Origin of the sequence: Mycobacterium colombiense (assembly GCF_001953985.1) — a bacterium.
GTDB lineage: Bacteria > Actinomycetota > Actinomycetes > Mycobacteriales > Mycobacteriaceae > Mycobacterium > Mycobacterium colombiense_B.
In genome coordinates, this window is record NZ_MBEI01000056.1 from 89,533 (window position 1) to 103,550 (window position 14,018).

Consider the following 14,018-nt stretch of genomic DNA (forward strand, 5'->3'; position numbering starts at 1 on the left):
CGCTTGGTTACCGCCGGCTCATGGTCAGCGTGCCCGCGGTTTGGTGCAGTTCGGCTGCGGTGGTCCTCTTGCCGGTGCGGGCTTCCCGATCGAGCTGACGCTGCTTGGAGATCTCGAACTTCTCGCAGGTTTGCTCGAGTTCCTTGATCAACAGCCCGAGATCGTCGCGCAGGGCGGCCGCCTCACCGGTAAAGTCCTCACGCTCGAAGATGCGCCATTTCCTCAGCACCGGCATGACCACCTCGTCGAGATGGATACGCGGGTCGTAGACGCCGCCGACGGCGATGACGACGGCCTTCCGGCGGAACTCGGGCACCTGGTAGCCCGGCATCTGGAAGTTGCGCAGCACCTTGTGCAGCGACTTCATCGCCTGGTTCGGCGAAGCCGCGAACCCGGCGTCGCTGACGTCGCGGTAAAAGATCATGTGCAGGTTCTCGTCGGCCGAGATCTTGGCCAGCAACTGGTCGGCGATGGTCTCGTTGCAGGCCTTGCCCGTGTTGCGGTGCGAAATCCGGGTGGCCAGCTCCTGGAACGTCACGTAGATGACCGAGTCGAACAGGCTCTCGGCGAACAAGTCGGCTCGAACCTGCTGGTTCTGGCCCGGGCTGAAGCCCCGGTTCACCACCTCGATGCGCAGCTTCTCCAGCTCGACAGGGTCGACCGCGCGGGTCACCACCAGGTAATCGCGCAGCGCGATCCCGTGCCGGTTCTCCTCGGCGGTCCACCGGTTGACCCACTGTCCCCAGGCGCCATCCATGCCGAAGTTCATCGCGATCTCGCGGTGATACGACGGCAGGTTGTCCTCGGTCATCAGGTTCTGCACCATCGCCACCTGGGCGACATCAGACAGCTGCGACTGACCTGGCTCCCAGTCCTGCCCGCCCAGCGCGTAATAGTTCTTGCCGTCCGACCACGGGATGTAGTCGTGCGGGTTCCAGTTCTTGTGCATGCTCTCGTGCCGATTCAGGTACTTCTCGACGAACGGCTCGAGTTCGTGAAGCAGTTGTAAGTCGGTCAGCCCGGCTGACATACGGCCTCCAGTTATCTGTGTCGATGGGTAGCAGTCAATATATCTGTGTACCTCAGTAGCATCAAGTTCCTGGTCCGGCGCGCCAGATGACGTTTTGATGCCGGTTTCCGGCCCAAGCGCTTTATAGGTTCAGTTGTACGGCTTGCCGATGCGGCGGAAAAGAAAACGCGCGTTACTGCGACTTGCCGAGCTCGCCGGCCGGGACGTACGGCGCGGCCGTGATGTAGAGCATGTTGATGCAGTAATCGATGAACTGCTGGCGGGTGGCGCCCAGCTGCCCGGCCAGATAGGCCGTGAACAGGCCCGAGAGCCCGCCCACCAGGCTGGTGGCGATCATCTTCTGCAGCACGGCGTCGCCGATCCGGGACAGCTTGCGCTGCAACAGATCGATGAAATTGGGCATCCACTCCGCGCCGGAGCGGGTCAGCACCGGCTCCACCGCCGGCGCCAGCAACAGCACCCGTCCACCGACCGGGTCGTCGACCATCAGCTCGACGAACCGCTCGACGGCCTCGCGTGGGGTCGTCGCCGATGTCAGGGTGTTCATCGCGCGCGTGCAGACATCGTCGTAAACCGCGCGCACGAATTCGTCACGGTCGGCGAAGCTTTCGTAGAAGTAGCGTTCGGTCAGCGCTGCCTCACGGCAGACCGCGCGCACGGTCAGCGCCGGCCCGCCGGGACTGCCGAGTAGCTGCACGCCGGCGCTGATGAGGTTGTCACGGCGAAGCGCGAGGCGACTCTCCAAGGGGACGCCGGTCCAGCGTCCCCGTCGTTGACCCGTCTGCACATCGCTCCTAAGCTCTAAATTGACAACGGTTGTAGTCAAAAATTCACGATACCTATAAGGGATCCAATAGTGACTCAAGATACGTCCGCATCGCGCCCTCTGACCAGCGACGTAGCGCGTAGCGACGTCGTCGGCGCCGCTGAGCAGTCGGTTTGTGCCCGGCCGGCGGACGCGTCCGACGGTGTCGCGGGTGGTTGCCCGGTGTCGCCGGCGGGGTACGACGCGCCGCCCGCGCCGCTGGGACCCGACTCGCTGACCTGGCGGTACTTCGGGGACTGGCGGGGCATGCTGCAGGGTCCGTGGGCGGGTTCGATGCAGAACATGCACCCGCAGCTGGGGGCGGCGGTCATCGATCACTCCACGTTCTTCCGGGAGCGCTGGCCGCGTCTGCTGCGTTCGTTGTATCCCATCGGGGGAGTCGTGTTCGACGGGGACCGTGCCCCGGGCACGGGCGCCGAGGTGCGCGACTACCACACCGACATCAAGGGGGTCGACGAACAGGGCCGGCGCTACCACGCGTTGAACCCCGACGTCTTCTACTGGGCGCACTCCACCTTCTTTATGGGCACCATCCATGTGGCCGAGCGATTCTGCGGCGGGATCACCGAGGAACAGAAGCGCCAACTGTTCGACGAACACGTCGAGTGGTACCGGATGTACGGCATGAGCATGCGGCCGGTGCCCGCTTCCTGGGAGGAATTCCAGGTCTACTGGGACCACATGTGCCGCAACGTGCTGGAGAACAACTGGGCGGCACGGGCCGTGCTCGATCTGACCGAGCTGCCGAAACCCCCGTTCGCGCAATGGATTCCGGATCCGTTATGGGCCGCGCAACGCAAACTGCTGGCGCCGTTCTTCGTCTGGCTGACGGTCGGCCTGTACGACCCACCGGTGCGCGAGCTGATGGGCTACCGCTGGTCACGCCGCGACGAGTGGCTGCACCGGCGCTTCGGCGACCTCGTCCGTGGCGTGTTCGCCCTGGTGCCGCCCCGATTCCGCAAGCACCCGCGGGCCCGGGCCGGTTTGGACCGCGCCAGTGGCCGTATCCCGCTCGACACGCCGCTGGTGCAGACACCGGCGCGCAACCTGCCGCCCGAAGACGAGCGCGGCGACCCGAAGCATTACTGCCCGACGGTCTCCTGAGCCGACCGGGCGCCGGTCGCGCTATGCGTCGTGGGTGTGACCGTGAACTTCTTCCAGGCCCGCCTGATGCACGTGCGCGTGGGTGTGCTCGGTGCCGTCGGCGTGCGCGTGTGAGTGTTCGTGCTCGACGTGCTCGTGCTCGTGGCTCGTGTGCGCATGGTCGTGCGTCACGTCGCCGTGCTGGTGCTCGTGCGCGTGTGGCTCGTCGTGGGTGTGCTGTTCGCTCATGGCTGTTCTCTCCTTTGTGAAATGCCTTGTGGCTATTGCTCGCTCAGTTGCCGGCGCTGCGCTGCCGGCTGGGCGGTCGGGGCGACTCGGCGACGGCCTTGAGCCCGCTGTCGCGGCGGTGGTGACCGGGCACCCCGGGGCCGGCGTGCTCGGCGTTGAAGACCGCGTCGATGACGAGCTGGCGGACGTGGTCGTTTTCCAGGCTGTAGAAAATCGTCGTGCCCTCCCGGCGGGTGCGGACCAGGCGTGCCATCCGCAGCTTCGCGAGGTGCTGGGAAACCGACGGCGCCGGTTTGCCCACGTGCTCGGCGAGTTCGTTGACCGACATCTCGTCGTCGGTCAACGACCAGAGCACCTGCACGCGAGTCGCATCGGCCAGCATCCGGAACACCTCGACCACCAGGCTGGCCTGGTCGTCGGGCAAGCGGCCTTTGCCATTATCTGCATGCATACGCAAATACTAGCGATAGCCGGTCAAGCTGCCAAGGGCGCGGATCAGGCCGAGGGGACCACCGTCGACTGGCGGCCGCCGTTGCGCTCGTTCCAGAGCCGGTAGACCTGCACGGCGTCGTCTTTGGGCTCGTAGCGCATGGGCAGGCGTCGCTGGTCCCATTCCTTCGCGAATTCGTCGTAGAACGTGGACAACTCGAAGTACTTGCGGTCATCCAGGTAGTACTGCTCGTAGCTGTCCCGGGTGGTCAGGAAGACGACTTCCTTGGGTGAGCAGTAGTACAGCGAGCCCAGGCACATCGGGCATGGATGCGCCAACACGTAGATAGTGGCGTCGACGAGGTGCTCGGTGCCCAGCTTCATGCAGGCCTCGCGGATCGCCAGGATTTCCGCGTGGGCGGTGGGATCGTTCGTCTGGGCCACCTTGTTGGCGCTCTCGGCCAGTACCGCGCCGTCTTGGACGATGACGGTTGCGAACGGGCGGCCACCCTCAGTCACGTTTCGGCGAGCGAGGTCGATCGTTCGCTGGGCGAAATCGGTCACGGATCCTCCGGCGTAGAACGGGAGCAGATAACTCGGAGAGTAGTCCCGCGGGCCCGGATGCGACCTTGTGATACTAACTAGATTGTCTATGTTTTTTTCTGACCCGATTAAGGGGGCACCATGGCGCGCGCCGAACGTGATCGTTGGGACCTGGCGACGAGTGTCGGGGCGACGGCGACGATGGTGGCCGCCCAGCGGGCGCTGTCATCCGACGCCAAGCTGATCGACGACCCGTACGCCGCACCGCTGGTGCGCGCGGTCGGGATCGACGTCTACGTCCGGTTGGTCAACGGCGAAATCGCGGCCGGCGGTAAGACGGAGTTCGACCCGCGGCGGATGGCGCAGGGGATGGCCTGCCGAACCCGGTTCTATGACCAATTCTTTCTGGACGCGACCCGCAGCGGCATCAGCCAGGCGGTGATCCTCGCGTCGGGCCTCGATTCCCGCGCCTACCGGCTGCCCTGGCCGGCGGGGACGATCGTCTACGAGGTCGACATGCCAGAGGTGATCGAATTCAAGACGCTGACGCTGGGCGACCTGGGCGCCGAGCCGACCGCCGAGCGGCGCACCGTCGCCATCGACCTGCGCGACGACTGGGCCTCAGCCCTGCAGGCGGCCGGATTCGACCCGCAGGCCCCCTCGGCATGGAGCGCCGAAGGCCTGGTGGTGTACCTGCCCGACGAAGCTCAAGACGCGCTGTTCGACAACATCACGACGCTGAGCGCGCCGGGCAGCCGTCTCGCCTTCGAATTCGTGCCTGACACTGCCGTTTTCGCCGACCCGCGGTGGCGCGCCCACCACGACCGGATGAGCGAACTCGGGTTCGAGATCGACTTCAACGATCTCGTCTACCACGGCCGGCGCAGCCACATCGTCGATCACCTGAACCAGCGCGGCTGGCAGACCAACTCCCGGACCATTGCGGAGCTGCATGCGGCCAACGGATTCGTCTACGCCGACGACGACGTCGCGGCGGCCTTCGCCGATGTCACCTACAGCAGCGCGGTGCTCGGGTGATGATTGCGGTGCGCGGAGCGGGCCGTGCGCGTTGTGGTGCCCCCACTAGGACTCGAACCTAGGACCTGCGGATTAAAAGTCCGTAGCTCTACCAACTGAGCTATAGGGGCCGCGGAGATTCAGGATACTTGGACCGAAAATGAGGCTCGTTTGAGGATTGGGCACACCGTGACCTAAGCTGACGTGGCTCCCAACGAAACCACGTTGCGAGTACCCCGGAGTGATTCGGTTCTGGCCCCCATCGTCTAGTGGCCTAGGACGCCGCCCTTTCACGGCGGTAGCACGGGTTCGAATCCCGTTGGGGGTACGCGACGCGGTGACGCGGAGCAGCAGCAAGGCCCTGTGGCGCAGTTGGTTAGCGCGCCGCCCTGTCACGGCGGAGGTCGCGGGTTCGAGTCCCGTCAGGGTCGCCAAGCGCGGCGAGGCAATCGCTGCCCTCCGGCCAGGTAGCTCAGTCGGTACGAGCGTCCGCCTGAAAAGCGGAAGGTCGGCGGTTCGATCCCGCCCCTGGCCACCAAGGATGTGCGAGTTCTCGACGTCGCGCGGCGTCAAACCAGGTAAGGCGCAATCAGAGTGGTGGCCCCCAACACCGCCAACCCGATCAGGAACGCGACGATCGTGAAGCCCATCACCTGACGGACATTGAGTTTCGCGATCGCGAGCAGGGGCAGCAACCAGAACGGCTGGATCATGTTCGCCACCCCTTCGCCCACGGCGACCGCCATGGACATCAACCCGAGGTAGGCCGGTGAGGTCTGACCGACCGCGCGCGCCGAGTCGACCGCGATCGGGCCCTGCACGGCCCAGTGCCCGCCGCCGGACGGCACGAACAAGCTGATGATCAACGAGCCGATGAAGGTAAAAAACGGCAGCGTGTACTGCGTCGCGCCGCTCACCAGCCCGTGGGCCAGCAGCGTCTGCAGGGGCACGGCCTTGGCGCCGGCGTGCGGGGGCGCATAGCCGAGCAGAGCAACCAGACCGCCGTAGAGCGGGTACTGCAGCAGCAGCGGGCCAGACACCTTCGCGGCGCCGGTGAATGCCCGGATGAACCGGATCGGCGTGCGGTGCAGCAGCGCACTGGTGATCGTGAACAACATGATCATCGACGAGATGTTCAGCGCGAAACCGCTGAGGCAGAAGTAGGCGATGCCCGCGGCGAACACGAGGACATTGAGAATCCACTGGTTTTCCAGCCATTCGGCGAACGATCGCTTGCCCTCGGCCTTGGCCTCGATCTGGCCCTCGTCCTCGAACACGGCGGGATCGGGCGCAAGGCTCTGCGTCGGCTGCATGCGCCAGATCGCAAGCGCGAGTAGCGCCAGCACGACGATCACCGACAGCCAGCTGTAGGGCTCGAAGATGGTCAGCGTGAGCGGCACCGTGGCGCCAGTCATCTTGTGGATCACGTTGATTGGGCTGCCGTCGTCCGTGTTCGCCAGCGCGATCGACGACGACAGTCCCTGCGTCCAGACGATGAAGCCCATGAACGCCGCCGCGATGAGATAGCCGAAATGTGTGTCGGTGAAGCGCTTCGCGACCTGGCGCGCGATCAGCGCACCCGCGACCAACCCGAGCCCCCAGTTCAGGAGGGACAGTGCGGCGCTCAAGCCGAAACAAAGCAGGGCTCCCTGCACCTGGTTCCTCGGCTTGCCCGCGATATACACGATGGCGCGCTTCAGAATCGGGGCCTCGGCGAGCGTGTAACCGGTCACCAGGATCAAGACCATCTGGAAGGCGAAGGTGAAGATGTTTTGCGATCCCCACACGCCCCCGTACCACGCCTTGAGCATGCCGCCCGCCGAGGCGCCGCGCACCAAGAACGCAACCAGCGCGGCGACGATGACGGTGAGAATGACCGCGAACAGGTAAGGGTCGGGCATCAGCCGTTCGACATACCGGACACAGAGTGCGGTGAAAGCTTGGATGACGCCGCGGTGTCTGGGTTTACCGTCTTCTTCTGACGCGCTTGGCTGCTCGCCCTCGGGCGCATCGGTTACGGCCTTGCGTTCTTCGCTCGTCGTCATCGACCTGCCCTCGCGTTCTTTGGCCAGCTCGCGTTCGACCGCGCGCATTGGCTGATCGTAATAGCGAAACTGATGAGGCCTGAACCTGACAGGAGATGTCGCGGCTATGAACTGTCCGTAGCCGCCGCGTTGCGATCCGGGGCGACAGGGCCTTGGGGCGGGCCGAAAACCGGCGCCTGCAGCTACTTGAGCATGCTCCCGGCGTCGACGGTGACCGGAAGGCCTGTGATGCAACGCGATTCGTCGGATGCCAGGAACAGCACCGCGTTGCTGATGTCCACCGCCTCGACCCAGCCGACCGGCAGTACGTGCATGAACTGCGCGGCGACCTTGAGGTCGTCCGGGCCGGGGTTCTCCAGGTCCGGCCGGAACAGCTTCATCGTTCCCTCGTTCATGAACATGGGCGTGTTCACGTTGGTCGGATGAACGGAGTTCACCCGGATGAAGTGCTGGCCGAGTTCGACCGCGAAGGTACGCATCAGCCCGACGACGCCGTGTTTGGCGGCGATGTAGTGACCGGTGTGCGGGTAAGCCTTGAGCCCACCGACCGAGCTGGTCAGGATGATCGATCCACCCTGTCCTTGGGAAATCAGGTGCGGCACACCGGCTTTGACCGTCTTCCAGACGCCGGAGAGATTGACGTCGATCATGTCTCGCCAGTCGTCTTCACTGGTCTTGTCGAGAGTCTGGCCGCCGTTGCCGATCCCGGCGTTGGCGCAGATGATGTCCAGGCGGCCGAGTTGTTCGACTCCGCTGTCCACCGCCGCTTTCAGGGCGTCGTAGTCGCGCACGTCGACTTCGGCGGTCACGATCCGGCGGTTGAGGCCCTTGATCAGGTCGGCCGTCTCGGCCAGGTCATCCGGCGTCGACGGTGGGATCTCGCTGCTGCTGCTGATCGGGGTGCAGATGTCGACGGCGATGATGTCGGCACCCTCCTGCGCCAGGCGCACCGCGTGGCTGCGGCCCTGGCCACGGGCCGCCCCGGTGATGAACGCAACCTTGCCCTCGACTCTTCCGCCCATGACTGCACCTCACTGATCTGAGAGGCCGGGATGACGAAGGCCCGGCGCACTTTGTTTCGGTCGACTTCAATTGTTTGTCGATCGATCAGGAAGGGTGGCACCGTTTGGGCGCGGTGTCAACAGACGGTCGGGACGGTCGCACGATTTGGCGCTGCCCGGCGGAAGCGAGGCGGGGGTCGTCGCCTGAGTGGTCGCCGGCTCTAGCTGCTCGGTATCGGTCCGGCCGCGGGTGCCTTCAGCAGACCCATCTGGCGTTCGACGAACGCGCGCAACTCGTCGTGCCCTTGGGTGACGCCGACCGCGCTCTCGTTGCACAGGCTGCGCGCCACCTGCGCGATCAGCATCGAGATGGCCACCGGCGGGTATTGCTCGAGATCGACGTGGTTGGCGCGCAGCACCATCGTGACGGCCGCCGTCTCGATGTCACGTACCCGCTCGGCGTAGGCCTTGAGTTCGGCGCCAATTGCCTTGCGGTGGTTGGCCAATGCCATGAACTCGGCATTCAGTGTCGTCACGGCGGAATCGCTGTTCATCAACCACAGCGCCTGCAGCGGGTCGTCGTCGGCCAGCAGGGCGCGCATGCGTGCCAGCGCGGTCTCGGCACCGGCGCGCAGCACCTCCACGAACAGATCGTCCATGGTCGGGAAGTAGTAATAAACCAGGGCCTGCTTGACGCCGGCCTCCGCGGCCACCCGCCGCGACGTGGCCGCGGCATAGCCCTCCTCGCGCATGATCCGGGCGGTGGCCTCGATCAGCTTGCCGCGCGCCCCCGCATCGGCGCCCCTCCTGTTTTGGCGAGTCGCCGCGGCGTTGGGCGCGCCGGTCTTGCTTGACCGGCCTGCGCGATCCGTGGTAGGCATACCGCATCCTAGCAATTTGGTCGATCGATCAGTCACGTATGACGTAACCGGGGATGGAGGGGCCGATGACGACCACACGCCTGCGTGTCCGGGTGGATCCCCGGCAGTGTGAGGCGCACGCCCTGTGCGTGGAGATCGCCCCGGAGGTTTTCGAGCTCGGCGACGACGTCGCAACCTGCGACGAGGACCCGGGTGAAGCGTTGCGCCACAGCGTCGAAGCCGCCCTGGCCGCCTGCCCGCGCCAGGCCATCAGCGTGGTCGCCGGGGGCGCGTGATGCGCGGCTTGGTAGGCCAGGAAAAGGAATCGAACTCATGACTGAACTCGCCGACGCCGACTACTTCACCGACCCAGACATCGCCCAAGATCCGTATGCCTACTGGGATTACCTGCGCGGCCAGGGCCCGGTGTTCCGCGAGCCGCATTACGGGGTCGTGGCCGTCACCGGTTACCAGGAGGTCCAGGCCGCCTTCAAAGACGTCGCTTCGTTCTCCGCGGTCAACGCGATCGGTGGTCCGTTCCCGCCGCTGCCGTTCACCCCGGAAGGTGACGACATCAGCGACCAGATCGAAGCGCATCGCCACGAGTTCCCGATCTTCGAGCACATGGTCGTCATGGATCCGCCCGAACACGAAAAGGCGCGCTCCCTGCTCGGGCGGCTGCTCACGCCGCGTCGCCTGCAGGAAAACAAGGACTACATCTGGCAATTGGCGGACCGGCAGTTCGACGAGTTCATCGCCAACGGTCAGTGTGAGTTCCTCGGTGAGTACGCCAAGCCGTTCGCGACGCTGGCGATCGCCGATCTGCTCGGGGTTCCCGACGAAGACCGTGCCGAGATTCGCCGCAACCTCGGAGCCGGTAACGCGCCGGGCGCCAGGGTGGGCGCGCTCGATCACGAACCGGTTGGCAGCAACCCGTTGCAGTACCTCGATGACCTGTTCAGTGCCTACATCGCCGACCGGCGGAAGCGCCCCCGCGAGGACGTGCTGACCGGCCTGGCCACCGCCACGTACCCCGACGGCTCGACCCCACCGCTTTTGGAGGTCGTGCGGCCGGCCACCTTCCTGTTCGCGGCCGGTCAGGAGACCGTGACCAAGCTGTTGAGCGCCGCGGTGCAGGTCCTCGGTGACCAACCCGAGCTTCAGGCGCGGCTGCGCGCCGACCGAAGCCTGATCGGCTCGTTCATCGAAGAGGCGCTGCGCATGCAGAGCCCGACGAAGGTCGACTTCCGGCTGGCGCGCAAGACCACCACCCTGGGCGGAGTGCACATCCCGGCCGGCACGGTCATCATGCTGTGCCTGGGAGCGGCCAACCGTGACCCCCGAAAATTCGCGAACCCCAACGAATTCCAGGTTGACCGGAAGAACGTCCGCGAGCACATCGCGTTCGGTCGCGGAATCCACACCTGCGCGGGCGCACCGCTGGCGCGCGTGGAGGGCCAGATCACCGTCAACCGCCTCCTGGACCGAACGCGGGACATCCGGATCAGTGAGGCCAAGCACGGTGTGGCGCCCAACCGCGACTACCAGTTCGAGTCCACGTTCTTGCTGCGCGGGCTCAAGGAGTTGCACATCGAGTTCACCCACGCCGACTGACGGGCGTCAGTCCTGTGCCGCAAGGCCTTTCACCTGCTGGTAGTAGATGACGTTGCCGCCACCGGCCCAATTTCCTTCGGGGATTTCGTGGATCAACGTCCAAACGTGAAAGGCCCGTGCGCCCTGCGGTTCGATCTCCGCCGCGCCGCACACCGCGGCGTGCACGTCGGCGGCGAGTTGTTCCTTGCGGGCCCGATCGAGGGCGCCTTTGAACACCGTCAGGTCGACTCTGAACCGGGGCTCGCCGGGTCCGCGCCCGCCGATCGAAAGTTCGTTTTCCTCCAGCGGGTGCAGGTACACCCAGGTGTTGTCGCGCAAAAACGGTGTGTCCGGCGCGCGTTCGGTGCGCAGCAGTACGGTGACCAGCTCATCGGTCAACCGGTTCAGCGCCTGATCATCCAGCGAGCCACGAATGAACGTCAGGTCGATCATCGGCATTGCGGCACCCTCCTCACAGCTTCCTCAAGCCCCGAACGACCTTGACGTAGGGCGTGGTTGCGGACGCGCTCTTGCGCAGACTCGGTTGAATCGCACCGGCATTGCCCACGACGAGATAGCGCAGGCCGTTGTCGCGGAACTCCGCAATCTGTGCGATCACCTCGTCGGGTGTCCCCACCGCGAACAGCTCCTTGACGAGCGACCGCGGCACCTTCGCCGCGTATGACAGCGCCGTCCGCTCGTCGATCAGTTGGGGAATGAGGTCCTGGACGCCGGTGAAGTCCGCGCCCAGTGGATGTTCGGCGCCGTGGCGGGCCCAGTCCTTGGCGGGGGAGTTGAGCGTGAACACTTTGGCGATGTCGGATTCCACCACTTCGTCGATCTCATCGCGGGAACGGCCCGTCACGATGAACCGGATGAGCGCCGGCGTGATGGCCATCGGATCGCGCCCGGCATCCGACGCCGCGGTGCGAACCATCTCGAGCTGCTCACCGTATTCGACGGCGCGCGTGGTCCCCGGGAACCAGCCGTCGGCGTAGCGGCCGGTCGCCCGCATCATGCGGGGCCCGTGTGCGGCGATCCAGATCTCGGGATACTTGCCCCTGTATGGGGGAAGCGCGAACGTCGCATTGTGCAACGGGAAAAACGGGGAGTCGCGAGTGACCAACTCGCCATTGGAATTCCATAGCGCGCGGATGGTGGCCACCGCTTCCTCGAAGCGCGCCACCGGCTTGGTCCAATCCACGCCGTAGGGGGCATTGCTTTCCCGCTCGCCGGTTCCGATGCCCAGAACCGCGCGGCCCCGGGTCAGCAGGTGCAAGGATGCCACCGCCTGCGCGGTGACGGCGGGGTTGCGCCTCCCGGTATCGGTCACGGCCACCCCGAGGCGCATCCGGCCGAGGCGGTTGCGGCCCGCCAGATATCCCAGCATCGTCCACGGTTCCAGATGGGCGTCCATCTTCGGGATCAGGCGGGCCGCCCCCACGTGCTTGGGCGTCCACATCGACGGCGGCAGCACGGAGTTGAGGTGGTCGGCCACCCAGAACGAGTCGGCGCCGCAGGCCAACCCGGTCAGGTAATCGGCGTGGATCAAGGGCTTTGGGCCGAAGCGCGAATTGATGGTGTTGTGCATGACACCCACGCCGAACTTGGCCATCGCCGTCGCTCCTTCGACCGTCGGCCAGAGACTAGCCGATCGGCTACCCGACGATAGATGATCAACCGGCGTACATCAATGGCCGTCCTTAACCGGATAATCGGCGAGCGGCCGCGACAATGGCGGGATGCGTCATGATCTCCGTCCGCTCCTCTCGCTAACGGTGGGCTGCGCGGTCGCGCTGTTGGCGGCCGCACCTGCCCATGCGAGCCCCGACGTGCCGCCGGTCAGCGATGCCGCGCGTGCGGCCGGCTTCGTCGACATCCGTACCGTCGTTCCCGACGCGGTGCTCGATCTGCGCTACGCGACCACCAACAACTTCACCCACACGCAGCTGTACCCCTCCGATGCCAGATGCCTTGTGCACCAATCGATGGCGTCCGGCCTGGCCGCCGCGGCCGACGCGTTGCGCCCGCAGGGCCACGTGCTGGTGTTCTGGGACTGCTATCGGCCGCACGACGTTCAGGTCAAGATGTTCAACCTGGTCCCCAACCCCGCGTGGGTCGCCCGTCCGGGACCGTACGCGCGCAGCCATGAGTCGGGGCGTTCGGTCGACGTGACCTTCACGACGCCGCAGCAGCCGTGCCCGTCCGGTCAACACGCGGGTGGGCTCTGTCTGGCCGACATGGGCACCGACTTCGACGACTTCACCTCCCGAGCAACCGCTTTCAATACGCAGGGCATCAGTCCCGACGCGGTGGCGAACCGGGCCGCGCTGCGCAACGCCATGAACTACGGCGGGTTGAAGGTGTATTCGGGGGAGTGGTGGCATTTCGATGGCCCGGGAGCCGGCATCGACCAACCGATTCTCAACGTGCCTGTCGACTAGGCGTCTCAAATTATGAGACGTGTATTTCATGATGTGACCAGACGGCGTAAGCTGCCAGACGAGACGCGGCAGTCAAGGGGTCACAGTGAACGACGAAGATCGAGCGACCTACACGCACGGACACCATGAGTCGGTGTTGCGCTCGCATCAGCGACGCACCGCCGAAGACTCCGCGGCATACCTGCTGCCGTACCTGAAGCCGGGGCTGTCCGTGCTCGACGTCGGGTGCGGACCCGGCACCATCACCGCTGACCTGGCCGCCCTCGTCGCGCCCGGGGCGGTCACCGCCGTCGACCAGGTCGCCGACGTGCTCGATGTTGCCCGTGCCGAAGTCCAGCGACGTGCGCTGTCCAACGTCTCGTTCGCGACCGCCGACGTGCACCATCTTGAATTCCCCGACGACACTTTCGATGTCGTGCACGCGCATCAGGTGCTACAGCACGTCGCCGATCCGGTCGCAGCCCTGCGGGAGATGCGGCGGGTGTGCGCGCCGGGCGGCATCGTGGCGGCCCGCGACGCCGATTACTCGGGGTTCGTCTGGTACCCCGAACTGCCGGCGCTCGACCTGTGGCGAGACCTCTACCAGCGCGTCACGCGCGCCAACCGCGGCGAACCGGACGCGGGCCGACGACTGCTGTCGTGGGCGCAGCAGGCGGGATTCGAAGACATCACGCCCACCGGCAGCCTGTGGTGCTATGCCACGCCCGCGACGCGCGACTGGTGGGGCGGAATGTGGGCCGACCGAATTCTGCACTCCACCGTGGCCCGCGACCTGGTGAGCCTCGATCTGGCGAGCACCGCGCAACTCGAGGAGATCTCCGCCGCGTGGCGGCAATGGGCCGCCGCCCCGGACGGCTGGATCGCCATCCCGCATGGCGAAATCATCTGCCGCGCATAG

General features: G+C 65.7%; 16 protein-coding genes and 4 tRNA genes. 9 read left to right on the top strand and 11 right to left on the bottom strand.

What is annotated here, in order from left to right:
- Nucleotides 1-7 precede the first annotated feature (7 nt).
- Both A5732_RS16030 and A5732_RS16035 read right to left on the bottom strand, forming a co-directional pair.
- Entirely contained in the window at nucleotides 8-1,030 is a 1,023-nt protein-coding gene (locus tag A5732_RS16030; RefSeq protein ID WP_076054871.1) for an acyl-ACP desaturase, read from the bottom strand.
- Between the two features lie 172 nt (nucleotides 1,031-1,202).
- Entirely contained in the window at nucleotides 1,203-1,817 is a 615-nt protein-coding gene (locus tag A5732_RS16035) for a TetR/AcrR family transcriptional regulator (RefSeq protein WP_139334738.1), read from the bottom strand.
- Nucleotides 1,818-1,886: 69 nt separating this feature from the next.
- On the opposite strand from A5732_RS16035, the gene A5732_RS16040 reads away from it, so the two are divergent.
- Nucleotides 1,887-2,960 (top strand): oxygenase MpaB family protein, encoded by a 1,074-nt coding sequence (locus A5732_RS16040; RefSeq protein ID WP_076102738.1) that lies wholly within the window; start codon nucleotides 1,887-1,889, stop codon nucleotides 2,958-2,960.
- 21 nt (nucleotides 2,961-2,981) lie between these two features.
- Here the strand turns inward: A5732_RS16040 and A5732_RS16045 are convergent, their stop codons facing one another.
- The 3 genes from A5732_RS16045 to A5732_RS16055 are packed head-to-tail and all read right to left on the bottom strand — an operon-like array spanning nucleotide 2,982 to nucleotide 4,181.
- The gene (locus A5732_RS16045; protein WP_064951282.1) at nucleotides 2,982-3,188 is read right to left on the bottom strand and encodes a hypothetical protein; all 207 of its coding nucleotides are present in this window, start codon (nucleotides 3,186-3,188) and stop codon (nucleotides 2,982-2,984) included.
- A 43-nt stretch (nucleotides 3,189-3,231) separates the two neighbouring features.
- Nucleotides 3,232-3,639, bottom strand: coding sequence for an ArsR/SmtB family transcription factor (locus A5732_RS16050; RefSeq protein ID WP_142256628.1), 408 nt, complete (start codon nucleotides 3,637-3,639; stop codon nucleotides 3,232-3,234).
- Between the two features lie 44 nt (nucleotides 3,640-3,683).
- Complete coding sequence (locus tag A5732_RS16055; protein WP_076102739.1) at nucleotides 3,684-4,181, bottom strand: nucleoside deaminase; 498 nt, start codon at nucleotides 4,179-4,181, stop codon at nucleotides 3,684-3,686.
- A 120-nt stretch (nucleotides 4,182-4,301) separates the two neighbouring features.
- On the opposite strand from A5732_RS16055, the gene A5732_RS16060 reads away from it, so the two are divergent.
- A complete protein-coding gene (locus A5732_RS16060; RefSeq protein ID WP_076102740.1) occupies nucleotides 4,302-5,198 on the top strand; it encodes a class I SAM-dependent methyltransferase in 897 nt (298 codons plus the stop codon).
- Nucleotides 5,199-5,232: 34 nt separating this feature from the next.
- Here the strand turns inward: A5732_RS16060 and A5732_RS16065 are convergent.
- Nucleotides 5,233-5,308 (bottom strand) — tRNA-Lys (locus tag A5732_RS16065).
- Between the two features lie 124 nt (nucleotides 5,309-5,432).
- On the opposite strand from A5732_RS16065, the gene A5732_RS16070 reads away from it, so the two are divergent.
- From A5732_RS16070 to A5732_RS16080, 3 genes are all read left to right on the top strand, one after another.
- Nucleotides 5,433-5,505, top strand: a tRNA-Glu gene (locus A5732_RS16070).
- 29 nt (nucleotides 5,506-5,534) lie between these two features.
- Nucleotides 5,535-5,611: transfer RNA gene (locus A5732_RS16075), tRNA-Asp, on the top strand.
- Between the two features lie 27 nt (nucleotides 5,612-5,638).
- Nucleotides 5,639-5,715: transfer RNA gene (locus tag A5732_RS16080), tRNA-Phe, on the top strand.
- A 31-nt stretch (nucleotides 5,716-5,746) separates the two neighbouring features.
- Here A5732_RS16080 and A5732_RS16085 read toward each other — a convergent pair.
- The 3 genes from A5732_RS16085 to A5732_RS16095 all read right to left on the bottom strand — a co-directional run bounded on the left by A5732_RS16085 (nucleotide 5,747) and on the right by A5732_RS16095 (nucleotide 8,999).
- Entirely contained in the window at nucleotides 5,747-7,123 is a 1,377-nt protein-coding gene (locus A5732_RS16085; RefSeq protein WP_076102838.1) for a TIGR00366 family protein, read from the bottom strand.
- Between the two features lie 281 nt (nucleotides 7,124-7,404).
- Nucleotides 7,405-8,244, bottom strand: a complete 840-nt coding sequence (locus A5732_RS16090) for a mycofactocin-coupled SDR family oxidoreductase (protein WP_076102741.1) — start codon at nucleotides 8,242-8,244, stop codon at nucleotides 7,405-7,407.
- Between the two features lie 200 nt (nucleotides 8,245-8,444).
- Nucleotides 8,445-8,999 (bottom strand): TetR/AcrR family transcriptional regulator, encoded by a 555-nt coding sequence (locus A5732_RS16095; RefSeq protein ID WP_076102839.1) that lies wholly within the window; start codon nucleotides 8,997-8,999, stop codon nucleotides 8,445-8,447.
- 185 nt (nucleotides 9,000-9,184) lie between these two features.
- Between A5732_RS16095 and A5732_RS16100 the strand changes: the two genes are divergently transcribed.
- A complete protein-coding gene (locus tag A5732_RS16100) occupies nucleotides 9,185-9,379 on the top strand; it encodes a ferredoxin (protein WP_076102840.1) in 195 nt (64 codons plus the stop codon).
- A 37-nt stretch (nucleotides 9,380-9,416) separates the two neighbouring features.
- Nucleotides 9,417-10,697, top strand: coding sequence for a cytochrome P450 (locus tag A5732_RS16105; RefSeq protein ID WP_076102742.1), 1,281 nt, complete (start codon nucleotides 9,417-9,419; stop codon nucleotides 10,695-10,697).
- A gap of 6 nt (nucleotides 10,698-10,703) precedes the next feature.
- On the opposite strand, the gene A5732_RS16110 is transcribed toward A5732_RS16105, so the two are convergent.
- Nucleotides 10,704-11,135: a tautomerase family protein gene (locus A5732_RS16110; RefSeq protein WP_076102743.1), complete on the bottom strand. Its 432-nt coding sequence runs from the start codon at nucleotides 11,133-11,135 to the stop codon at nucleotides 10,704-10,706.
- A 13-nt stretch (nucleotides 11,136-11,148) separates the two neighbouring features.
- Nucleotides 11,149-12,291 (bottom strand): LLM class flavin-dependent oxidoreductase, encoded by a 1,143-nt coding sequence (locus A5732_RS16115; RefSeq protein WP_076102744.1) that lies wholly within the window; start codon nucleotides 12,289-12,291, stop codon nucleotides 11,149-11,151.
- Between the two features lie 127 nt (nucleotides 12,292-12,418).
- On the opposite strand from A5732_RS16115, the gene A5732_RS16120 reads away from it, so the two are divergent.
- On the top strand, nucleotides 12,419-13,120 hold the full coding sequence (locus A5732_RS16120; RefSeq protein ID WP_076102745.1) for a M15 family metallopeptidase: 702 nt from the start codon (nucleotides 12,419-12,421) through the stop codon (nucleotides 13,118-13,120).
- Nucleotides 13,121-13,205: 85 nt separating this feature from the next.
- On the top strand, nucleotides 13,206-14,018 hold the full coding sequence (locus A5732_RS16125; protein ID WP_076102746.1) for a methyltransferase domain-containing protein: 813 nt from the start codon (nucleotides 13,206-13,208) through the stop codon (nucleotides 14,016-14,018).